20 protein-coding genes are annotated in these 23,008 nt (G+C 51.3%); 6 read left to right on the top strand and 14 right to left on the bottom strand.

Annotation, left to right across the window (positions count from 1 at the left end; translation table 11 throughout):
• Positions 1-16: 16 nt before the first annotated feature.
• The 7 genes from rfbB to ACEN9A_RS08745 all read right to left on the bottom strand — a co-directional run bounded on the left by rfbB (position 17) and on the right by ACEN9A_RS08745 (position 9,100).
• Entirely contained in the window at positions 17-1,087 is a 1,071-nt protein-coding gene (rfbB, locus tag ACEN9A_RS08775; protein ID WP_258673007.1) for a dTDP-glucose 4,6-dehydratase, read from the bottom strand.
• Positions 1,088-1,089: 2 nt separating this feature from the next.
• Positions 1,090-2,214 (bottom strand): DUF1972 domain-containing protein, encoded by a 1,125-nt coding sequence (locus ACEN9A_RS08770; protein ID WP_258673006.1) that lies wholly within the window; start codon positions 2,212-2,214, stop codon positions 1,090-1,092.
• A complete protein-coding gene (locus ACEN9A_RS08765) occupies positions 2,204-3,298 on the bottom strand; it encodes a glycosyltransferase family 4 protein (RefSeq protein ID WP_258673004.1) in 1,095 nt (364 codons plus the stop codon). The genes ACEN9A_RS08770 and ACEN9A_RS08765 overlap by 11 nt, the downstream gene beginning before the upstream one ends.
• A 301-nt stretch (positions 3,299-3,599) precedes the next feature.
• The gene (locus ACEN9A_RS08760) at positions 3,600-4,733 is read right to left on the bottom strand and encodes a polysaccharide pyruvyl transferase family protein (protein WP_258673003.1); all 1,134 of its coding nucleotides are present in this window, start codon (positions 4,731-4,733) and stop codon (positions 3,600-3,602) included.
• A gap of 146 nt (positions 4,734-4,879) precedes the next feature.
• Complete coding sequence (locus ACEN9A_RS08755; RefSeq protein WP_258673002.1) at positions 4,880-6,265, bottom strand: flippase; 1,386 nt, start codon at positions 6,263-6,265, stop codon at positions 4,880-4,882.
• A gap of 122 nt (positions 6,266-6,387) precedes the next feature.
• Positions 6,388-8,613 (bottom strand): polysaccharide biosynthesis tyrosine autokinase, encoded by a 2,226-nt coding sequence (locus ACEN9A_RS08750; protein WP_413387698.1) that lies wholly within the window; start codon positions 8,611-8,613, stop codon positions 6,388-6,390.
• 46 nt (positions 8,614-8,659) lie between these two features.
• Positions 8,660-9,100, bottom strand: coding sequence for a low molecular weight protein-tyrosine-phosphatase (locus ACEN9A_RS08745; RefSeq protein ID WP_258673001.1), 441 nt, complete (start codon positions 9,098-9,100; stop codon positions 8,660-8,662).
• Positions 9,101-9,759: 659 nt separating this feature from the next.
• On the opposite strand from ACEN9A_RS08745, the gene galU reads away from it, so the two are divergent.
• From galU to rfaH, 3 genes are read left to right on the top strand one after another with little or no spacing between them, the layout of a single operon-like run.
• On the top strand, positions 9,760-10,593 hold the full coding sequence (galU, locus tag ACEN9A_RS08740; RefSeq protein ID WP_018928284.1) for a UTP--glucose-1-phosphate uridylyltransferase GalU: 834 nt from the start codon (positions 9,760-9,762) through the stop codon (positions 10,591-10,593).
• Positions 10,594-10,642: 49 nt separating this feature from the next.
• Positions 10,643-11,074, top strand: a complete 432-nt coding sequence (locus tag ACEN9A_RS08735; protein ID WP_258673000.1) for a phosphohexomutase domain-containing protein — start codon at positions 10,643-10,645, stop codon at positions 11,072-11,074.
• On the top strand, positions 11,071-11,577 hold the full coding sequence (gene rfaH, locus ACEN9A_RS08730) for a transcription/translation regulatory transformer protein RfaH (RefSeq protein ID WP_019581966.1): 507 nt from the start codon (positions 11,071-11,073) through the stop codon (positions 11,575-11,577). The genes ACEN9A_RS08735 and rfaH overlap by 4 nt, the downstream gene beginning before the upstream one ends.
• Positions 11,578-11,646: 69 nt before the next feature.
• Here rfaH and ACEN9A_RS08725 read toward each other — a convergent pair whose 3' ends face one another.
• Complete coding sequence (locus ACEN9A_RS08725) at positions 11,647-12,483, bottom strand: undecaprenyl-diphosphate phosphatase (RefSeq protein WP_019581965.1); 837 nt, start codon at positions 12,481-12,483, stop codon at positions 11,647-11,649.
• Between the two features lie 278 nt (positions 12,484-12,761).
• On the opposite strand from ACEN9A_RS08725, the gene ACEN9A_RS08720 reads away from it, so the two are divergent.
• Together ACEN9A_RS08720 and ACEN9A_RS08715 are read left to right on the top strand one after the other, a co-directional pair.
• The gene (locus ACEN9A_RS08720; protein ID WP_258674159.1) at positions 12,762-13,178 is read left to right on the top strand and encodes a hypothetical protein; all 417 of its coding nucleotides are present in this window, start codon (positions 12,762-12,764) and stop codon (positions 13,176-13,178) included.
• 539 nt (positions 13,179-13,717) lie between these two features.
• On the top strand, positions 13,718-14,845 hold the full coding sequence (locus ACEN9A_RS08715) for a UDP-N-acetylmuramate dehydrogenase (protein ID WP_258672999.1): 1,128 nt from the start codon (positions 13,718-13,720) through the stop codon (positions 14,843-14,845).
• A gap of 324 nt (positions 14,846-15,169) precedes the next feature.
• On the opposite strand, the gene ACEN9A_RS08710 is transcribed toward ACEN9A_RS08715, so the two are convergent.
• Positions 15,170-16,216 (bottom strand): glycoside hydrolase family 99-like domain-containing protein, encoded by a 1,047-nt coding sequence (locus tag ACEN9A_RS08710; RefSeq protein ID WP_258672998.1) that lies wholly within the window; start codon positions 16,214-16,216, stop codon positions 15,170-15,172.
• A 651-nt stretch (positions 16,217-16,867) separates the two neighbouring features.
• On the opposite strand from ACEN9A_RS08710, the gene ACEN9A_RS08705 reads away from it, so the two are divergent.
• Positions 16,868-18,046 (top strand): O-antigen ligase family protein, encoded by a 1,179-nt coding sequence (locus ACEN9A_RS08705; protein WP_258672997.1) that lies wholly within the window; start codon positions 16,868-16,870, stop codon positions 18,044-18,046.
• Between the two features lie 165 nt (positions 18,047-18,211).
• On the opposite strand, the gene ACEN9A_RS08700 is transcribed toward ACEN9A_RS08705, so the two are convergent.
• From ACEN9A_RS08700 to ACEN9A_RS08680, 5 genes are all read right to left on the bottom strand, one after another.
• On the bottom strand, positions 18,212-19,126 hold the full coding sequence (locus tag ACEN9A_RS08700; RefSeq protein WP_258672996.1) for a universal stress protein: 915 nt from the start codon (positions 19,124-19,126) through the stop codon (positions 18,212-18,214).
• A 189-nt stretch (positions 19,127-19,315) separates the two neighbouring features.
• Complete coding sequence (locus ACEN9A_RS08695; RefSeq protein ID WP_018928290.1) at positions 19,316-19,915, bottom strand: trypsin-like peptidase domain-containing protein; 600 nt, start codon at positions 19,913-19,915, stop codon at positions 19,316-19,318.
• Positions 19,916-20,253: 338 nt separating this feature from the next.
• Positions 20,254-21,474: an organoarsenical effux MFS transporter ArsJ gene (gene arsJ / locus ACEN9A_RS08690; RefSeq protein ID WP_018928291.1), complete on the bottom strand. Its 1,221-nt coding sequence runs from the start codon at positions 21,472-21,474 to the stop codon at positions 20,254-20,256.
• 9 nt (positions 21,475-21,483) lie between these two features.
• A complete protein-coding gene (locus tag ACEN9A_RS08685; protein WP_258672995.1) occupies positions 21,484-22,488 on the bottom strand; it encodes an ArsJ-associated glyceraldehyde-3-phosphate dehydrogenase in 1,005 nt (334 codons plus the stop codon).
• A gap of 47 nt (positions 22,489-22,535) precedes the next feature.
• A complete protein-coding gene (locus tag ACEN9A_RS08680; protein ID WP_258672994.1) occupies positions 22,536-22,898 on the bottom strand; it encodes a metalloregulator ArsR/SmtB family transcription factor in 363 nt (120 codons plus the stop codon).
• Positions 22,899-23,008 lie beyond the last annotated feature (110 nt).

The following is a 23,008-nucleotide window of genomic DNA, read 5'->3' as shown; positions in this document are numbered from 1 at the left end:
GCAGGGCTTGAATGGTTCAGCCGGTGTGGCCAAGACGGACCGGCCGGTACTGACCGTTAAGGACCCGTTGCCACCAACCTTGATGCTCCAGGTACCACTGAACCGTTTTGCGTATACCGCTCTCAAAGGTTTCCTGTGGTCGCCAACCGAGTTCGCGCTCGATCTTGCCTGCATCGATGGCGTAACGAAGATCATGGCCGGGCCGATCCTTGACGAACGTAATCAGGTCGCGATAACGCTCGACGCCCGCAGGCTTGTTGGGCGCCAACTCTTCAAGGAGATCGCACAGGGTTTCCACCACCTCGAGATTGGTTTTCTCGTTATGGCCACCGATGTTGTAAGTTTCACCGACCTCGCCCCGGCACACGACCTCACATAAAGCGCGCGCATGATCCTCTACAAACAACCAGTCGCGAATCTGCAAGCCGTCGCCATAGACCGGCAGAGGCCGGCCGTGAATGGCATTCAGAATCACATGGGGAATCAACTTTTCGGGGAAGTGATAAGGGCCGTAGTTGTTCGAGCAATTGGTCACCAACACCGGCAGGCCATACGTACGTTGCCAGGCCCGAACCAAATGGTCCGAACTGGCCTTGGACGCCGAATAAGGTGAACTGGGCGCATAAGGCGTGGTTTCACTGAACAGACTATCGGTCCCTTCCAGATCGCCATACACCTCATCGGTGGAGATATGGTGAAAGCGAAAAGCCTGTTTGACCTCCTCCGACAGTCCGTTCCAATAACGCCGGGTCGCTTCGAGCAACGTATAGGTGCCAACAATATTGGTCTGGATAAAGTCCGCGGGGCCGTCGATGGAACGGTCGACATGGGACTCCGCGGCCAGGTGCATCACTGCATCCGGTTGAAATGCCGCGAATACCTGATCCAGCGCCTGAGCGTCACAGATATCGACGTTAAAAAAGTGATAACGCGGTGACTCGGCGACGTCGATCAACGACTCCAGATTGCCGGCGTACGTTAACTTATCGAGGTTCGCAACTTCGAATCGAGTATTTTCAATCAGGTGCCTGACGACGGCAGAACCAATAAAACCGGCTCCACCCGTCAGCAGAATACGCATCGTCATCGTCATCTCCCTACCGGCTGATCGGGATACCACTCAGCCAACAATTCTTCATACTGAAGCAGGATTTGATTCCACGTAAACCGCTGATGAAAGCGTGTGCGACTGGCCGCCTCCATCTGCTGTTGTGTTGAATCATCCGCCAAAAGTTGAGCAAACAAAGCAGAACAAGAGGCTTCATCCTTGAAGTACGCGGCGCCACTTTCCGTTACCCAGCGATTAAATGGGTTGTCATGGGCAATGACTGCACAACCTGCGCCGAGCGCCTCGACCAACGATGGATTGGTTCCACCGACACGATGCCCGTGCAGGTAAAACCGGCAGTAAAAGCGCAGCGCCTGCACGACTGCAGTCTCATATATCGCCCCGGGAAAGATGACCTCTGCACTGGCCGCTTCCATAACCTGTTTATGGTATGGATTATCATTCGGTTGAAAGTTACCCAGAACGACAAGTGTGTGGTTGCGCAAAGTGGAACTGAACGCGCGCACCATCTCCAGGAACGAGTTCTCGGGTTCGGGTCGGGCAATAATCACCGAAAACCGACCCGGCTCCAGGGCATAAGTTGCCAGTAACGTTGCATCAGCGCCGGTGACCTCATCCCCGCCATAAGGAATCATCGTGATTCTGGATGCGGAAACCCGTGTCGCGAGGTGCTCTTTGATCTTGGGGTGATCGGCGACCAAGTGATTGCCCATCCAGCAACCGGCCCGCTCATTGAGCCAGAACCAGGTCTTGGCAATGGTTCCCCATTTGTCACGCCGCCACTCAATACCATCCATATTAATGATATTGGTCTGGCCTTTAAGTCTTTGCAGCAAACTGAATACAGCAGTGTTGTAACCCAAGGTCAGGAACAACCCCTGTTGCGATGCCGCATGACGCGTGGCTTTCCAGTCAAAAACCACCGTCCCCAGCGCACCCGCCTGGGTCACCGGGATATGAATTCTGTTGACACCGTTCCAAGTGCTATACGTGAACTCCCCGCGGCCCTCTTCCTGGCAATAGACATACACCTGCCAGCCGTGCGCCGTTAAATACAGCGATAGCTTTTCCGCAAAAGTTTCAAAACCACCGTGTTGAGCCGGGACACCTCTAATGCCAAGGATATAAAGTTTTTTAGGTGTCATGCTGCATCTCGTTGAATAATGTTGTGAACTTGCTTTCAAATACTTCCAGGCTGAAGTCCCGAGTACGGGATAACGCATTATCAGACAGCATCTTGTACTTCTTCGGATCCAACGAGATCCTGCACAATGCACTGTAAAGCGCCTCGATGTCGTACGAAGAGATTAAATAACCTTCGATATCACTGCGTACCAATTCGGTGGGGCCACCGACAGGAGGAACGATCACAGGCAAACCGTGGGACATCCCCTCAAGAATGGTCAAACCGAATGTTTCTATCCAGCCATCAGGTCGAGAAAGATTCAGCAGCAAGTCGGATCGAGAATAAAAACCCGACAGGTCTGTTTGACGAGGATAAATCGCTACATTTCCCGGAATGTCGATGCTGGCGAAGAAATCATCAATCTCATTCAGGCTGGCATTGAGTACCAAGGTGAAATTCAAGTGCTTGTCATCCTTGCTGCGCCGCGCCAGCGCCAGGAATTCCATAACGCCCTTGTAGGCCTTCAAGGAGCAGATCATCAACGAAGTGAAACCGGCCTCTTCCTTGACTCGATACTGCTTCTCGACCTCGCTATCCAGCGCATTATGAATAATCACCTGGGGAAGTTTGGTGAACCCCTCCACCTGCATCAGATAGTTTGAGACGAAGACAACCTTGGTACTGGTCTTCTCAATAACCAGCCTGAGAAACCGCTTCAGGATATTCGGTTTTATCGATGTTTCATGCACATGATAATAGACCGGGATTTTCAACAATTTCCCCGCCAGTGCCGCACCAAAGGGCATCATGGTATTGACATAAAACACCACATCCTGCCGCCTGTATTTCAGGCACTGAATAAACAACAACCCTTGCGAGACCAGATAGTAGCCAAGGGTCAGCAACTTATTTTCTGATCTCTTATAAAAAAGCCTGCTCTGCACATCGGCCACGCCGGCCAGAAAGCCGTCGCCATGAGCACTGGTGATCACTTCGGTGGCAATATTGTTATTCGCCGCCGCCTTGACCACTTGAGACAAGACTTTTGGGCTCCCACTTCTGTCGTTGAACAGATGAATGAACACCAACTTCTTTGAGTGCATGTTTAAGTTCTTTTAATAAGTGAGCGACTGAGTGTGGTGAACCGCTCGGTGAGCGCCAGACACACCCAAAAAATGGCGATCGAATGCGCTGGAATAGTCTGACTCGAGAAGGTCATGGCCAGGAAAAACGCAACCACCCACGCCAAAATTATCGCTACTTCCGGAAGACGCAAAAAGGTATTCGAACTAACCAAAAGAAGTACAGCCAATATTATTGAACCCCACGGTGATGCCAACAATGACTGCCAGCACATGCGTATATTGATACTTGAGGGACTCAAGCTAGCGCCAGGCTGGCTCATCATGAAAATTCGATTGACTTCGTTACTACATTACTGGCAAGCGCCCCATCAAGATAATTCCAGGTTACCTGCCTCAGCGCCTCCAATTGTTGATGACTGTGCGTAAAATTGATGGGTTTTACGACAACCGAGTTGACATCACTTAAGCTGCTCACCAGACGATCGGCCAAACCGACTTTATCCAGGAGCCCCTTGATTCTGTTCAATCCACTTTCCGGCAATGCGGTAACAAATGGAATACCAAAATTCAAGGCAAAGGCGGTGCCATGGAACGAATTAGTGATCACAAAGGAGGCATTGGCGAATAGCGAAACATAATCAACCGGACTGGCATCCATTATGTGCCGATCGCTTTTGTAGCCCAGGAATGGGTCTTGATCGATCGCCACAACTCGGAACCCTAAAACACTCTTTATTCTGTTGATGGTCTCCCGGACCAGTGTATTTTTCTTCAGGGTATAAACGAGAATGTATTTATCATCGTTGCCTGGCGCCTGACTGGAAAGCTGCAGGCTCTGCATCCACTCTTGCTTGTTAAGCATTAAGGTGGGGTCGAGGGTATGATCAATCTTTTGATTACCCAACATACTGCGCAACCTTTGCGCCGTGTCCTCCTCCCGAACGGAAATACTGTCAAAGGTCGACAACGCCTTTCTGACCTTGAGTTCCTCCTCGTCGGAATAGCGGTAAGAGCCCGAACTTGAGGAAAACGAAATCTTCTTTTTCGCTCGAGAAAACGCCAGCATATAGTTCAGGTCCAGCTCGCCCGTAATCATCGGATTCCATATCTGGTCGCTGCCACACACCACACAATCAAAATCACCGGACAGGGTTTGAAGTGCTTGAAAATCCTGGCATGCAGAGGTCAGCTTGTAGTGAGCCCGCATAAACTCTCTAAATTTCGCGATCAACCTCCTGCGAGGAATAATTCGAAAAAAGTCCTTACCGGCTCTCAAAATACTGCGCGGGTTACTGTCAACCCGAATCAGTTTCAACGTATTTTCTAACTCTTTGCTTTTGTAATCGATGATGTTGACATCACCATATTTCGATAGCACATTCTGGCTGGCAAGCGCCTGTAGTGTTCCGCCATAACTGTTGGCATGGTGTATGGTGATCAATGCAATTTTCAAGGTGCTGAATCCTTTGCGACTAAGGGTGAGTACTTACTGACCGAACAGCCTGGTATACACTTCACTGATGGGGCGACGTGACGAAGCACAGACCGTGTTTTGCTCGTTCGGATAACCGATCGCCACTGTCGGTGGTCCTAAGTAATTTAGGCATGGGGCGCAGCACCTGCTATCGGAACTTTATTCTTGAAAACCAACCGTTGGGCGCCATAAAAATATAACGATAACAGCAGTAGGTTACTGACCACAGTCGCAACCGCGGCACCACGCAGGTCAAAGCGAGGGATTAAGGCCAGGTTGAGCAATACATTGATGATCGCAACCATCGCCATGTATTTAACTTTCACTTTCATGTGTTCTTGGGTCACCAATGTGGCGCCAGCACTGAAGGCCAGAAAAATAATAGGTGCCGACAGCGAAAGAATTTTCAAGATCGACGCAGCGTCTCGATAAGCCTCACCAAACAGCAACGGCACGGCCCAATCCGCACAGACCAGAATCACCAACATGGCCAGCGTTCCAAGCAGCAGCATCAACCAGTTGCCCTTTCGGTATATCTGATAAAACATTTCTCGATCATGGTTCGCCCAACGATGCATCTTGGGTAGCAGGAACCGCTGATAAATCACGCTCGGAAACAAATACACGGCGGTCATGATGGTGAACGCAACGCTGTAGATACCGGCAGAGCTGTTACTTGAGAGATGTTTGAGCAAGATAATGTTGCTTTGAAAATAAATCAGATAAGAGAACGCAGCGACACCGAACGGCCAACTGGCGCCGGCAACGCTTAACATGCTCGGGTTCGCCGACGGAGTTGCGAATTCAGGGGTCACTTCGTGGCCTTTCAGGGCCAACTTTCCACCTGTCATGTGCAGTAACTGGGGAACGGCCAACAAAAAAAACACCACTGCAATGACCGAGAAAAATATCGCGTAGTATTCCGCGGCGATCGGCGTAGCACTCATGACCGTCGTGACGAAGACCATTGAGCAACGAAGAAAATGCGGAAAAAACTGCCAAAGCGCCAGATGCAAATATTTTTCTTCAAGCTGAAACTTGCTGCTCACCAGTTCTACCGACAGCTGACCGAGTATGTACAGGGACAGGATCAACAGCAGGTTCTGCGTTAACCGGTCATGGCTGGAATAAAGCGCCCACGCCACAATGGAGCAGATGAGAAACAGAGTACTTAAGGCAATGAACTGAAATGACGGCTTCAACCAGCGTTGCGCCGCCCAGCCCTCTTGGCCAAAAGCCTTGAGCCAATACTGCGATATCCCGAAACCCGCCAGGGGCGCGAATAGCGTGATGGTGCTGAGTGCTGACGAAAAAGCGCCGAAATCATTGCTACCCAACTTTCTCGCCAGGAATACCTGAGTGAGAAAAGCGAACCCGGCTCCCGCCAGGGAACCGACCCAGAGGAGCGATATAGCCTTGAACGCTGTGGTTTTATTCATTGACCTGCCATTCGCAATCACGCTACCGCCCCAGGATTTTTCGTCATTTTCCTCAGGACGTGGTGTTTCCATGAAATATCGGTTTGATCATGCCTATTGGCTTTTGATCCGGCGTAGCAATAACGATAAAAACTCAAGAGCAACAACAGCGGCGTCAAAAATCTGAACTTATGACGCGACCTCTTCAATCCCCATCAGTTTCTGTCGGAGGCGTAGGCATAGTGGTAATAACCATAATCACTGTAGCCATACTTGTTGGAAGCCTTTCTCTCCACGCCATTGAAAATCGCACCTTTAATGACAACGCCATTCTGGGTGAACCGGCGCACTGTCAACTCGATTTCTTTCGCCGGGTTCAGGCCATAGCGCGTCACGATCAGATTGGTCCCGGACAGACGCCCGACGATCGCCGCATCTGTCACTGCCAGTAGTGGCGGTGTATCGAGAATCACCAAATCATATTGCTCACTCACCTGCTCCAATAGCGCGCTGAAATTGGCGTGCATCAGTAACTCGGAAGGATTGGGCGGGATCTGGCCTCGACTGACAAAATCGAAGTTGTCGATTGGGGTCTTGTGGATGGCGGTGGCCACATCACAGCGTCGGGCCAGAACATCGGAGAGCCCATTGTCTGAAGAAACACCTAACACTTTGTGCAAATAGCCTTTGCGCATGTCGACATCGATCAACAATACCCGCAGCCCGGTCTGTGCTATCACCACCGCGAGGTTGACCGAGACAAACGTTTTGCCCACCTGAGGGCTGGGCCCGGAAATCATCAAGCGGTTATTGTCGGCCTCATGCATGGCGAAGTGCAGACTGGTACGCAAACTGCGCAATGCCTCGATTGCCAGATCGGTAGGATGAGTGACGGCCAGCAATGAAGCCCCATTGGAACGCCCTCGTCCGCGGGAGACTTTATCTTCTTCGGCTTTCTGCAGAGTGCTGTAGGGAATCGACGCATAGACCGGCAACCCAAGTTGCTCGATGGCTTCCGGACTCTCCAGCCCGCGGTTCAGTGCCTTGCGTACCAGCACCAGGGCCACCGCCAGGAAGCCGCCAAGAATAGTGGCGATCAATACAATCAAGGCTTTTTTCGGCTTGACCGGTTTGAGGAAATTGACGTCCGCCGCGTCGATCAGACGCACGTTACCGACAGTCCCCGCGCGCATAACATCCAGCTCCTGAGACTTGTTCAGCAACTGGGTATAAATGGCCGTACCGACCTCTACATCCCGGGTAAGGCTCAACAGTTCCTGCTGAGTGGAAGGAAGCCCTTCCACCTTGCTCGCCAAACTTTTCTGCTTGCTGCTCAACTCACCGATCTGGGTCAACAATGCTCGATAGGCAGGATGTTGACGGGTAAACTTGCGGTCCATCTCGGCTTGCTGCAACTTCAACTCGGAAATACTGGTATCGAGCCCGACTATTTGATCGAGAATGGCTTTGGTTTCAAGCGTGATGTCCACAGACTTGCTGCGCGTCTGGTACTCATTCAACGCATTTCCGGCTTTTTCCAGGTCCTTCTTGACCTCCGGAAGTTGCTCTTTGAGAAACGCCAGGCTCTGCGCTGCCTCTGCTGAAGTGCGCTCTACGTTTTGCCGAACATATATAGCTGCAATTTCATTGAGTATGTTAATGGCCTGATCCGGATCGGTACTTTCCAGTGCCAGACCGATCATGCCCGAGTCTTTTCCGCGCTCGACTACATCCAGAGCCTCTTGATAGTCGAGGATACTGGTCAGGCGGGAGTTACGAATAATACGGAAGCGGGTTCCAGGATTGGCGTGCATTTCCTCTATTTGAAACGTTACGCCATTTTGCTCGAAAAGCTCTCCGGCCCGACTGGCGGCCAATAGGTTGTCATCTTCATCCACCAACGTGAAGTGACCATTTTCACCCGCGGTCAGGGTCAATTTCTTGCCCAGTTGCGAGTCGGGGAGATCCAGTTTGAATATCTTCAGCGACTCCCCTCCCCAGGCGAAACTGTTCAACCCCAACAAGGGGTCGGCTATTTCACCGGGATTTTTATCCTGGAATCGACGCGCCAGGAACTCACCGAAAACCGGGAAATACTTCGGCTGTATGACAATATCAAGTTTCAAGTTATCGACAGTTTTACCAATCACGGAGCGGGACTGGATCAACTCGATTTCGGTGGCCGAAGGAGACTCCTTGCCCAGCATGCTGCCGATATCCGAAAAACCCAGCAAGTCGTTCTTCTTCGCTTCGACCTGTAACAGCGCATTCGCCTGGTATACCGGTGTCGCCAGCACCGCATACGCGGCCCCGGCCACCATGAAGGCACCGGTAATCGCACCTATCAGCCATTTATGGTCGATGAGTGTTCCAAACAGGCCGAGAAGATCAATCTCGTCATTGTCGTCGTCCCGCACGTTGACTACCGGTGCTTGCTGCATAAGTCGGATTCTTTGCCTTGATTACGATTCAAAAAGGAAGTGGCCATCAGCGTGCCAGACGCTGTGCCCATGCGTGTACGGCTTCTTCGATCAACGCATAAGCGTGCACAAAAGCAGGTTTGCCTTGACGGTAGGGGTCGCTGATCTCTCGATCGTCCTGCCATTTGCCCAACAACAAGACTTTGCCCCGAGCTTCAGGGGCAATGTTGAGCACGCCACTGACATGCCGCCGCTCCATCACCAGAATCAAGTCCGCCTCACTGACGGCTTGAGAAGTGAGCTGAACGGCCTGGTGCTCATGGGGCAGATGACCATGCTCCGTAAGTACGGCGTGTGCTGCCGGCTCGATGGGCTTGCCCGTCAGGGCGGCAAGGCCGGCTGAACTGACCTGAATATCGGAATGGACGAGTGCCCCGCGCAGCAAATGCTCCGCGGTGGGACTGCGGCATATATTGCCAACACAGACAATCAAAACCCTTTTAAGCAAGATGACCTTCCCCGTCTTGTCAACATTGGCGGTGACCTAGCACTTGCCGAACATAAGAGCTTTAAATTACGAATGAGCCCGGGCACTTATAATGGCCAGGAACTGCGACTGAAACTTTCAAACAATCAATGCGTATTTATTACCATGACGTTTGAACAGCCCCCAACTTTTTATCCAGACAAAAAATAACACCACACTCTCCAGAGTGTGAAAATAACAGTTATCGAATTTATCCAGACAATTTCTAACAGTTGTCGTTTTATGGCGACCGTTCAATCTAAATTACACTGAAATAGAGAATGGCTAATGTATAGCCGTTCCGCTAGTGCATTGCCAGGGTGTCGAACATTTGGTTAGTAGTTGGGTAAGGGACGCCTTGGGCAATAACTCTATGTACAGCGGGTTACGTCACGAGCATGCCGTGGAACAACCGGTCATGCTCGCCGGCCAATCGGCTGCTCGATGTCTCCCCTGCCCACGCCTGGCGAGAAGCATGGCGTGCAGACCATTCGCAGCCCCTGGCGCGTTGCGAACATTTTTCTCGAGTGACCGGGCCGCTTCGAGCCCGCACTCCCCAGCGTGACCGGTTCGGCCAGCCTGGATCGAACCTTTCCTACTGCCATTAGCCACTCCATCAGTCTACTTTCAAGGACGCTTCCATGATTCGTAAATGCCTGTTCCCCGCCGCCGGCTATGGAACCCGCTTTTTACCCGCCACCAAGGCCATGCCGAAGGAGATGCTGCCGATCGTCAGTAAGCCGCTGATCCAGTACGCCGTCGAGGAAGCGCGTGACGCCGGCCTGCAACACATGGCCATCGTGACCGGTCGCGGCAAGCGCGCGCTGGAGGATCATTTCGATACCAGCTACGAGCTGGAGCACCAGATTCGTGGCACCGATAAGGAAAAGTTCCTGCACGGCACTCGCGAGCTGATCGATACCTGCAGCTTTTCCTACACCCGTCAGGTGGAAATGAAAGGCCTGGGACACGCCATTCTCAGCGGCCGCTCGTTGATCGGTGATGAGCCATTCGCCGTGGTGCTGGCCGACGACCTGTGCCTGAACCTGGAGGGGGATGGAGTCCTGGCGCAAATGCTCAAGCTTTATGAGCAGTTCCGCTGTTCGATCGTGGCGATCCAGGAAGTACCCCGCGAGCAGACTCAGAAGTACGGCGTGATTGCCGGCGAGTTGATTCGCGAGGGGATTTACCGGGTCAACAGCATGGTCGAAAAACCCCGTCCGGAAGACGCTCCGTCCAACCTGGCGATCATCGGTCGATACATTCTGACCCCCGACATCTTTGACCTGATCGCTGACACCGAACCTGGCAAGGGCGGTGAAATCCAGATCACCGATGCGCTGATGAAGCAGGCCCAGAACGGCTGCGTGCTGGCTTACAAGTTCGAGGGTCGACGCTTCGACTGTGGCGGTGCTGAAGGTTATATCGAAGCCACCAACTTCTGCTTCGAGCATCTGCATCAAAACGCCCTGTGATGTTGCTGTCCCCCGATATGGTCTTTATCACCTTATGGACGAAGCCTCTATGAATACGTTGAGCGGTTTCAAGGCAGATGACAGTCGCCACCCGTATAGCGCTGACCTTAAGCACAACCTCGCGTACCGCATCGTGCGCGCCTATGCGTCGGAACTGATTTCCCCTCGCGTGAGAAAACCACCGGTACTGCTGGTGGAACGCATCGGCGCGTTTCCCTCCTCCGGGGAAATCCGCCGCCAAGTCAAGGATGGTCCGGCGCTGCTGGCGAGCATCAAGCAGCGTTACGCCCGCGACGCCCTTGACCTCAACGAGAGCAGCGGGCTGAACCTGGTCTTTGCCGACTGGCGCTTCAGCTTGCGCCTCTCGGGCGAGGGTTGCGTAGCTTGCCTGACCGTGGAAAGTCGGGGCGACAGCTCACTCCTGCAGCGCAAAACCGCCGAGCTGCTGGAGCAGATCGATGCAGGGAGGGCATTTGAATGAACGCGATTGCCGAACACGCCACCAAAGCCTGGTACCTGGTCCAGTGCAAGCCCAAACAAGATGAGCGCGCCGAAGAACATTTGCAGCGCCAAGGCTATGCCTGCTTTCGCAAGACCTACAGACGTGAGCGCATGTTGCGCGGGCAACGTCGAGTGATCAGCGAGTCGCTGTTTCCGGGCTACCTGTTTATTCAACTGAGCCTTCAGGACAGCTGGGGTCCACTGCGCTCGACCCGCGGCGTTTCGCGGGTCGTCGGGTTCGGCGGTCAGCCACTGCCGATCCGCGATGCGCTGATCGACGAACTCCAGGAACCGGACAGCCAGGCGATCGTGACCACGCTGTTGAAACACGGAGATGCGGTGCGCATCACTGAAGGTCCGTTCTGCGATCTCGAAGCGGTGTTCCTGGCCATGGACGGCGAAGAACGGGTGCTGCTGATGATGAATTTACTGCAGCGTGAACAGCAAATCAGCCTGCCACTGGCGCGGGTCAACAAGCTTTAGATGCTTTTAGCTGCTCACACAAAAACGCCGCTCAACAACAAGCGGCGTTTTTTATCAACAGAGGAAAACCTACGCCCCTTCCGAGAGGTGATTCCAGTCCACCCAACCCAAAAACCACGTCGCCAGAATCAGTAAACCGAAGGCGATCCGGTACCAGGCAAACACCGCATAACTATGGTTGGCGATGAACTTGAGCAACCCGCGCACGGCAATCATCGCAAAGACGAAAGCGGCGACAAACCCCAGGGCAAACACCGGCAAATCTGCGGCCTGGAACAGGTCGCGATATTTATAGCCCGAGTACACCGCGGCCCCCACCATTGTCGGCATCGCCAGGAAGAACGAAAACTCGGTGGCCGTCTTGCGTGACAGGCCAAACAGCAACCCGCCGATAATCGTCGATCCCGAACGCGAAGTGCCGGGAATCATCGCCAGGCATTGTGCACATCCGACTTTCAAGGCATCGGTCCAGCGCATCTCGTCCACGTGATCGACCACTACCACGTGCTCGCGCTGTTCGGCCCACAACATGATGATCCCCCCGATCACCAGCGCCACGGCCACGGTGATCGGGTTGAACAGATACTGATGGATTTTATCGGCGAACATCACCCCCAGGACCACCGCCGGCAAAAAACCGATCAGCAAATTCAGAGTAAAACGTTGCGCATTACGCTGGGTCGGCAAACCCGTGGTGATGTCCAGAATCTTGCGACGGAACTCCCAGACGACCGCCAGAATAGCGCCCAACTGAATAATGATATTGAACGCCATGGCTCGCTCACCGCCAAAGTCGAGCAGGTCCGCGGCAATAATCTGGTGGCCTGTACTGGAGATCGGCAAAAACTCTGTGAGTCCTTCAACCAGCCCTAGAATCGATACTTGCGTGGTGGTCCAGAAGTCCATTAATCCCCCGTTAACCCCTTTCGGCTGAAAGGTCTGTTGTTGGTTCCGAGCAGCTGTCGGGTCAACGGAGAATTAAAACGCATTACCCGCCGGCTTGAGCCAAACGTTATAAAACGTCCATGACCAGGGCGATGACCACTTCTACGACTCCGTCCGCCTGCTACGCTTTGCGTTCATGACTGGAGGACTCGCCACTCATCGTCAGCTCGTTGACGTTTTGAGTTTGGACGCGCGCAATGTCTACCCCAAAAAATGATCGCCCGGAGAGAACACTCAACATGGCAAAGATCATAGTGCTCGCCGGTGATTTCCCGCAGTGCGATGGGGAGTATCACTCGGGAACCATCACGCTCAAAACAGCCCTTAAACCACGACAGGGGAAGAGTTTCTCCGTCTCGGAACTTAAGGATCTGACGGTCCAGAGCACGGACTCCAGTAAAAATCTAACGAGCGCCATCGGCTTTGGCATTGCGGGCGCTATGTTGCTGGGTCCGGTCGGAGCCATCGCCGGCTATCTGCTGGCCGGCAAGAGCACCGAGGTGACCTTCATGGCCACCCTGAAGGGCGGCGCCAAGCTCCTGGCAGCAACCGATAGCGATACCTACCGGGATATCTCGGAACGTGCCCTCAAAAAGTCCCGCACCAGCCGCCGAGACGCGCTTTGCGAGTCATTTGATAACGGATTCATTCACTGATCCGCTGACCCCTTGCCCCCGCGCCCACGGATTAGATCGAGCTCATCCTTGAGCCACTTATGGCTCGAAAAACAAACTGATCAACTCTTCAGCAATGCTGGGAATCTGATAAGTGTTAAAGTTGGCATATGACGATATAGTTAATAAGTAAAGCGTTGCGCTAGCAAGATCGGGGCGGCGCGAATGCAACGGCGGCTTTAACTGCTACTCCCGTAAAGGCACCACTTTCAAGGCCAGTGCCGCTATCTTTTAAGAAGAATGTAGACTTTTTTTAACATTCGTATGCCTTTGCATGTGCTGCCCATATGATGTAGCTAGCAGATCATGAGTCAGCGCAATCGAGCAACGAAGCGTTGGATTTCTAGTTGAATGGCTTGGCTCTAAAAGCTAGAGGGGATTATTTAGCATCATAATTGAGTGAGCGTCTTGCAAGTTGAGATTTATTAGTCGAGCGAGGATAAAGTTATCGCTTGATACTGGACCTCATGTAAATTCTTGAAATAAACCTTCACTTTAACAAGTGCTAATTCGGAAAAAAAATGAACGCGGAAAAATCGATCGAAAAAATCCAAAGCAGAGATGTACACTCAATGGACCAGGAACTGTTTGACGTGAGAACGTTCTTGATCCAAGAAGAAATTTGGTTTAAAGAAAACTACGACATAAAGTACGACACGTACTTTAAGTCCGGCGGATTAGTAAAGCTTTTCATCTGTCCCCAAACACGAGGAAAGATGAAAAAAATAATTGAAAAGCTAATTAAAAGCAAAGTCGCATACAAAGTAATTGGATTTACTTCCAATGTGCTATTTTTCGATCAGATCGAATACTCCATAATTTTATCAACGAAAAACCTGACCAGTATAACCAAGAAAGACGGTGTAGTTGAGGTAGACAGCGGTTATTCTTTGCAGGACTTTGTTCGCATTGCTGTGCTTGAAGAAGCAAACGGATTTGAGGGATTAGAAGGAATCCCTGGAAGTATCGGCGGCGGGGTATGCATGAATGCGGGTGCATACGGATATGCAATATCTCAAAACATCATATCAGTAGATTGCATAGATGAAAGTGGAAATGCAATAACACTGACAAAAGAAGAATGCGGCTTTAGCCATCGGAAATCCCTATTTCAAACTCGCGATCTTATAATCCTTTGCGCCCGCTTTAAATTCTTTAAAGGGAGCGCAAAAAAAATCGCGGACAATATCGAGACGTTCCATATTGCTCGCCACTCGTATCAAGAGTTTGTATATCCTAATCTAGGAAGCATGTTCTCCATAAGCGGCGACCCTTATGGTGCACTGCTTAAGCACGAAGGAAGAGTGGAGAGAGTCATTTATTACATATTCAAATTACTATATAAAAACCCAGTGGTAAAATTCATTAACAGGAAGAGACCTAGAAACACAGCAATGAATAGCTTGTTCTTTGACAGGTTCAAACACACGCAGTACACACCCTCTAATAAAAGTCTGAACATACTAATTAACGATGGAAAAACCTCAGTCGAATCGCACCTAAAATACATTATGGAGTTTGAGAAACGGCTAGGCGATCGATTTAGCATAGAAAACGAAATGATTATTGAGCCCGCCTATCGCGTAGAGAATGGGTTTAAGTCTAATCACGCAAAAATAATCAGTTTTCTATCATCAAAAACCAAGTAAAAATACAAATAACTCTGAAAAAATAGAAGCTGCCAGAGTCGGAATATCCTGTGAAAGATAGGTAAGATTGCATCAGAAGGATCTGATCAGGTGTTTATTCTACACATCCATAAAAAGCCGGGCCATTCAAGTCCGGCTTCATTTTATGCAGGCAGACACTGATATTCTGATTTAATATTTTCTACTATGAATGCCACAAAATATTTATTGGCTCTGCCACATTGCACTGCCAAAAACTCAGAAAACTCAGAAAACTCAGTATAAATGCTAAAAATACCGCCTATACGACCATTAGCCCCCTGCGATAGCCACAATAAAATCTTCCTACTTCAGGTACTTTCGAACCCCCTCCAGGTATTTAAATTGATGCTGCTTTGTTGGCTCTATATATGAACCCTCCCCGTACTCATTCCAACAGCAAATAACAACTGAGTTTAGCGTTTTATCGGGATATCTATTTAGAATACTCTTGGCTTTTTGTAAGTGTTCATAAAACTTCTCAGGCGTGCTTACTGATTTGTCATGACTTGGATCGACGCTACCCCCCCAAGGGGATCGATCCCAACCTGAAGTTAATGGCAGGATGTAGGGGATATTACTATTTTTGATAATCCACTTCCATGACTGAGCATAACCAGCGGCAAGATCCGGATAGCTGACAGATAGCTTCCTGCTTGATTTTTTTTCAGCAAACCCGAGGTGGTAGTTGTAAGCTGATAAGGCATCATATGTACTTCCTAAATCTGCAAAGTCCAAAAGTTTTTTATCTGCTGATGCTGAACCTATAAAGTATATACCTTTGTATCCAGCTTTTACCGCTGCCACTCGGGCGCGCTCAAGCAATTCTTTAGGTGTTGCTCCAAATGTTTTCGCGTCAGCGCTCAGTCGATCGTGAGAAAATACAAAAACCACCGGTTTGCCGTTGATTTTTTTGTACCGCTCGTTACCAAAATAATGAGTAATCCAGTAGTTGACGATTTCATCGAACTGCTGGTAACTGACTGGTGTTCCGGAGTGGTTAGCCCAGAGCAAGGAGAATCCAATGGAGGATGAGTTCGAATTTTTTATAAACGAATCAACCGCGTAAGTTGTATCCTTTACCCCACCATTCTTTTCCCAATACCAGTCATAAATGACATAATCAACTCCATATTTCTTCATCCATGTAATATACGTTTTGGTATATGTGTCAGTTCCTTCCTTATACCACCCCAATAACGGCTCCCTGTCCGAGTAAGGTTTAATTCTAGCCCAAGAATCGATGTTCGGCTTATTCCATCCAGGGTAGTAGAAAACACCTACATCAGTCGCCCCTGCGCCCCTGACGAATAACATCAAGCAAAAAGATATTGCCAAGGTGAAATATTTCATCGGGAGTCCTATAAAAATAATTGCCTATCAGAATCTTGACAAAACAATCAAGCTGATACCACCTGCAAACACAGACAAATACTAACATTTTTCATGCCGCGCCAAGAAAATAATGCAAAACTCAAATGGGACCTCTTGTTATTTACAAAACCATCGTAGAGAGAGAATGGCCGACTTTGACAGGGCACTGTTATTTTTAGTCACCTACGCACTCTCGCAACAAGGGTGTTTTTATGCTAAAAATTGCAATGGCTTTTATAATAGTCCTGTGGACTCCGAATCTGTTTATGCGTACTTGTGTGATTCAACTGACTGGTGGTTTTCTACTCCATTTCAAATCATGCCGAGACAGATGAGAACGTGATGTCAAAGATTATATCGTTTAATGTTCTGAATTTCGTGTCTTGCTTTTGATGAAAACCTTATCAGAAATACGAGGGCGATGCACTTGCTCAAGCGAATAAAGTCCATGAAAACTTCCTCCTGGGGCCCTCCTCACCATGCCCTTGCAACTAATTAAGAAAGTTAAAAAGCAGGAACATTATGACATCGTTACACGCCTATAGCATCCCGACCTCAAGACTATCAACTCGGTATGTGCTAGCTCTAATCATAGGCTTTACCGTAACTTTTAATAATATAGAGTGGTCCTTGGGTGGTAACACCTTGACCCTGGAACGGATACTATCCGTTCCACTCTTCTTAATCATTTGCGTATTGTTAATTGGATCAAAAATTCCGCTTAAACTTCCTAACACTGGATTGATTCTTCTTGTATGGATCGTGCTAACGTTTTTTTCATCTGCAATGGGTCCCGTTCCTACCTGGTCTCTCAAAATGTTCTTGGGACTTCTTTTTGCCATCAGCTTTTATTATATGACTATCTGGCTTAGGGCTAACCCATTCACCATATTTAAGTCTAGAGCTTTTTTATCCTTGGCGTGGTTTTGTGGGCCATTTCTTTCTATAGTTTACGTGGCGTCACTGCTTCACTTACAACTCCCCGAGGTTGCACTTCATTGGCTTCAAGAAGGGAGTGGTGGTACACGAATCAGAGGGGGTATAACTGAGGCTAATCTGTTTGGCGTGTTTGTTTCCCTCATAACGCTGGCTGTGGTTGCGCTTGGCAAAACCAAGAAGGTTTGGTGGTGGATTCTGGTCTTGGGACTGCATACTTCTTTGCTGTTTTCCTTCTCTCGAGCTCCTTGGATTTCCTATATATTGTCTGTCGGGATATATTATGCGCTGATTAAGCGAAGCCATTACAAGGCCAGAAGCTTCGTTTGGTACACGCTTGCGGCATTATTGCTGATTGGCCTTATAGTTGCAGCATCCTATTTTGTAATGGCCGAATTTGGCGACAATGAAATAATTGGCAGAACGCACTCTGTTAGAACAAGGTTTATCATGTGGGGGCTTGCCGCTGAGTCGATACTCAAGAACCCGTTCTTAGGAAATGGAATCTATAGCTTTAGTGAAATATATTCATTCGCTCCAGAATTAGTAGGTTCGGATAGCCATCGTAGCGCATGGATATCAAATCTACCTTTGGCGTTACTTCATGACACTGGTATTTTTGGCTTACTACTTTTCTTCTTTTTTATGATTTCTGTCATTCGACGTGGTTTAGTAGCTGTTCGTAAGGCCGCAGTAAGCCGGACGACTGATATTTATCAAGTAAAAATTGGTGCGGCGCTTGTAGCATTCTTGATGGCAATGGTCTTTTCAAGCCAGTCTATTCCGGCACACTCCATTGCCATTTTTTGGGTCTGTATAGCACTTACTGAGCGCTTTTCTACACTGAGTAACTCCTCATCTTTAAAGGACTAGCATATAAAGTAGAGAAAAATAGTTTTCTTTCATCTTTTTAATAATTGAGGTGCTAATTCCTGGCAGCAACCGATAGCGATACCTACTGGGATATCTCGGAACGTGCCCTCAAAAAATCCCGCACCAGCCGCCGAGACGCGTTTTGCTAGTCATTTGATAACGGATTCATTCACTGATCCGCTGACCCCGTGACCCCGTGACCGCGAAGATGTTGCAGGGCACTCGATACAGAACATGCTCTGTCGTACTGCCTACCCACTTGCCCACCCCCTTGCGATGCGCATTGCCCATGACGATCACATCGGCCCGGTGATGCGCTGCAAAGTCAGCCAGCGCTTTGCCGGGCGGGCCCGCAACGAAGTGTTGTCGCTCGGTGGGCACGCCAAAGTGGTCGGCCAATGCGATGAATGACTTATGCAGAGACCTGCGCACGTCACTGTTGAAGCCTGGCATCGTCACTGCACCCGCGCCTGCGTCGGCTATATGCGTCAGCGACAGATCATAGGCATGTAGCAAATGCAGTTCTGCGTTGCATTGCATGGCCAGTCCGTTCGCTGCCTGGATGATGCGGTCGTTGATGCCGGTGATCTGCGTCTCGGGTTGCGACGGATCGACCGCCGCCACGATCACCCGCGGCAGCGGACACCTGACTTCGCTGACCAGATGCACAGGCACCGGACATTCGCGCAACAGGTGCCAATCCAGAGGCGTAACGAAAACACGCTTGAGTGCAGACTCGTGCTGCACGTCCTTGATCACCAGATCCGGCTGCATTTCTGCCACGTGCCGAAGGATTTCTTGCAACGCGCTGCGGGTTATAAGCACTTCGGTGCTCACCGTGACCCCGCGCCCGCGTATCAGATCTGCTTCATCCTTCAGCCACTTTTCGTTCTCTTGCTGACAGGCCTCACGAAACCGCGCACCGGCGCTCATCAAACCCAAAAGATGAGAGTCTTCGATAAACACCGTGATGTGCAGCGCGGCGCCAGTGGCTTCGGCAATGGCGACAGCTCGTTCCAACGCCGGGGTGTGACGCATGGCTGGGCCGGCTATCAGAAAGAGTCGTTGATATTGGCTCATGTAACACCTCCAAACGTTCCGGGATATCTAACTCCCCCCAACGCTCTCGCCTGTCAAACCACCGACGATTGGCTATCGCCTCAACTAACGGGATCGACACTATCAATATACGCCTTGATTGAATAAGCGAGTGATAGAGGTGCCACGTCACACCGAATCCGATGTTCCGGATTCGGTGATGACCCAACGCTACTTCTGCGCGTATTTCGTGCCGTGCGAATCGTTAAGCTGTGCCTGCATCAACCCCCACTCACGCTGAATGATCGAGTAAGGAATAAAGATACTGATCCGTTCAGCGCCCTTTACCCCAGGGTGAAAACTCACATCGTGAAGTGTGGTGGAGAAGAATCCGACATTAATACCGACAATGCTGCCGTCATTGGCGATAACCGGCCCACCCGACATCCCCTTGATCATCGGGGCATCATGGATGGCATAGCGTTCGCCGCTGCCTTCATCACTGTTGATGAAAGGCGCCGGATACACCTTGCCTTGCCCGCTGACCGTTGTCATATACGGGCTCGTTCCCACGGCAGTGATGTGCTCACCCACGCGCGGTGCGCGCCATGACGGATAATGGCCGTCGGCCTTGTGCTTGATGAAGACCAGATCGCAACCGGTGCTGCAGCTGTATATCACGTTGCGAATGAGTGGGGTGTGGCGGGTGGTGACGGCGTAATCCTCGTTCCATTGCACAGCCGAGGCCGTGTACAGATAGGGCAAGGGAAAGCCTGAGAAGACTGAGAAATATGAATCATTGGCAGGTCCCGACAAGTCGGGTTTTACCATACCGTTGCATCCTGCAATACCAGCTCCTATTAAAAAGTAGGCCATGACTTTAATCATGATGCTCACCGACTTATAAGGAGATTTTAGTTTTTGTTGTGTCAGGTTTTTAGTGATCAGGTTGTTGTAGTTATTCCTCGCCGCCTGTTCTGGTGGGTAATGTATGGCTTAGGTTGTAAGCGTGTGTATGAATTAATTGCGCTAAGAACAATCGCTTTTCGTTACATATAAAAAATTTCAAATATTTGGCGCCTGAAAAATGTCACACGCGCCAAAATAAATATAAATGGAAGTTGCACTTAATAAGTGTAAAACGCGTGAAACAGCACTTTTAGAGCGATTTAGAGCACGTTGGAATGCCGCGGCAACCTAACAGAAATCAGTGCCGCGAAAATAACAAATGCGCTGGATATCCATAAACACGCTTCCAGCCCGAAGACCTGAAAAACCCAACCGGAGAGCACGGTGCCGATCAGCCGTCCCATGGCGTTGGACATGTAGTAGAAGCCCACATCCAGCGATACGCCGTCTTCCTTGGCGTAGGACACGATCAGGTAGCTGTGCAGCGAGGAATTCACCGCGAACAACGCACCAAAGATCATCAAACCGCCCAACAGCACCCACTGCGGCGACAACCCGGTGTTCAGCCCCAGCGCGATTGCCGCTGGCAGGCCCGCCAAGGCAACCGCCCAAAGAAACGCCGCGCGACCATCCGGGACATGCCCTCGTTGCTTGCCGGTGATCCGCGGCGCGAGCGATTGCACGATGCCGTAGCCAATCACCCAGGCCGCGAGGAATCCACCGACCTTCCAGAAGTCCCAGCCAAAAACGCTGCTCAAGTACACCGGTAAAGCCACGACGAACCAGACATCGCGGGCACCGAACAGGAACATCCGTGCCGCCGACAAGATGTTGATGGCCCGGCTCTTGGAGAGGATGTCGCGGAACCTGGGCTTGGCTTTCGCCTTGCCCAGGTCCTTTTTCAACAGGATCAGGCTGCCGAGCCAGATCAGCGAAAGAACGCCTGCCATAGCCAGCAACGCCCCTCTGAAACCGATCAGGGCGAGCAATGCCCCGCCGAGAAAGAAACCGACGCCCTTGAGGGCATTCTTCGAGCCGGTGAGGATCGCTATCCATTGATAAAGCGTGCCCTGTTGCCCGTCGGGCACCAGAAGTTTGATCGAGCTTTTGGCGCTCATCTTGTTCAGGTCTTTGGCAATCCCCGACAGCGCCTGAGCCCCCATCACCCAAGGGATCGTCAGCCAGGTGACTGGCACCGTCAGCATCAACAGCGCCACCACCTGCATCCCCAGCCCGATGTTCATGGTCCGGTTCAACCCCAGTCGCGCGCCGAGATAACCGCCCAGCAGGTTGGTGATCACGCCAAAGAGTTCGTAGAACAGAAACAACGCCGCGATTTGCAACGGGCTGTAGCCCAACCCGTGAAAGTGCAGCACCACCAACATGCGCAAGGCACCGTCGGTGAGGGTAAAAGCCCAGTAATTGCCCGTAACAAGCAGGTATTGCCGCACTGACGGCGCGAGGGCTGACAAGGCTTTCATCAACGCTCCTTAAACGGCCAGACCGACCATCCTGGCCAATTCGACGGTGCGGTTCGCGTAACCCCATTCGTTGTCGTACCAGGCATAGAGTTTGACCTGGGTGCCGTTGATGACCATGGTCGACAGCGCATCGATGATCGATGAGCGCGGATCGGTGCGGTAGTCGATGGACACCAGCGGACGCTCCTCGAAGCCGAGGATGTCTTTGAGTTCGTTCTCGGACGCGTCCTTGAGAAACCGATTCACTTCGTCAACCGTGGTGACGCGCTCGACCTCGAACACACAATCAGTCAGCGACGCATTGGCCAACGGTACGCGCACCGCGTGACCGTTCAGACGCCCGCGCAGCTCAGGGAAAATTTCCGCGATGGCGGTGGCCGAACCGGTGCTGGTCGGGATCAGGCTCATGCCCGAAGCCCGCGCACGACGCAGATCCTTGTGGGGTTGGTCGAGAATGCTTTGGGTGTTGGTCAAGTCGTGAATGGTGGTGATCGAGCCGTGGCGAATGCCTAGCGCTTCATGGATCACCTTGACCACTGGCGCGAGGCAATTGGTGGTGCACGACGCAGCGGTAACGATGCGATGTTCCGCCGGATTGAACAGTTGATGGTTGACGCCCATGACGATGTTCAGCGCGCCCTCTTCTTTCACCGGAGCGCTGACCACCACGCGCTTGACGCCCTGGTCGAGGTACGCCTGAAGCACCGCGACAGTCTTCATCTTACCGCTGGCTTCAATCACCAGATCGCAGCCCGACCAATCGGTATCGGCAATCGCCTTGTTGGCAGAAACCTTGATGCGCTTGCCGTCGATGACAATACAGTTGCCCTCGGCGCTGGCTTGATCATTCCAGCGGCCATGCACCGAATCGAAATTCAGCAGGTGCGCATGCGTCGCCGCGTCGCCTGCCGGGTCGTTGATCTGCACGAACTCAAACTCCGGCCAGTGCCAGGCGGCGCGCATGGCGAGACGACCGATGCGGCCAAAACCATTGATGCCCACTTTGATAGTCATGTCGAGGTGCTCTGTAGCGGTTGTCAGGGAGGGTGCTTTGGCAATCATCAAGCCGGACAGCAGGCGGCTGCCCGTTCAGGACGGTCGCCCATTTGTGCAAGGCGTTTGGCATCGGGGCTCAACCAGTGCGTGTTGGCTTCGAGTGCCACGATCAGCATCTGATTCACCCAGTCAGGAAGAGTCGGGTGCAGTCGGTAGTAAACCCACTGGCCTTGTCGACGGTCCACCAGCAATCCGCAGGTGCGCAACTGCGCCAGGTGCCTGGAGATTTTCGGCTGGCTCTCGTTCAACGCGCAGGTCAACTCGCAAACACACAACTCTCCCTCACGGGCGATGAGCAGCATCATGCGGACGCGGTTGTCGTCAGCCAGGCATTTGAAAACGGTGGTCGGCGTCAGAGAGTCAGACATTTCGGTTCTCGCTGGTTTGGGCTATGCGTCACAACGGAGCATCAGCTTATATGCGCTTGGCCGAATATATGTTTTTCCGTATGTGCGGTAAAGCACCAACAGTCAGTGTG

The sequence above is a fragment of the Pseudomonas sp. Pseusp18 genome (genome assembly GCF_059506005.1).
Note: the sequence above shows the minus strand (reverse complement) of the source record. Positions and strands in the feature narration are given on the sequence as shown.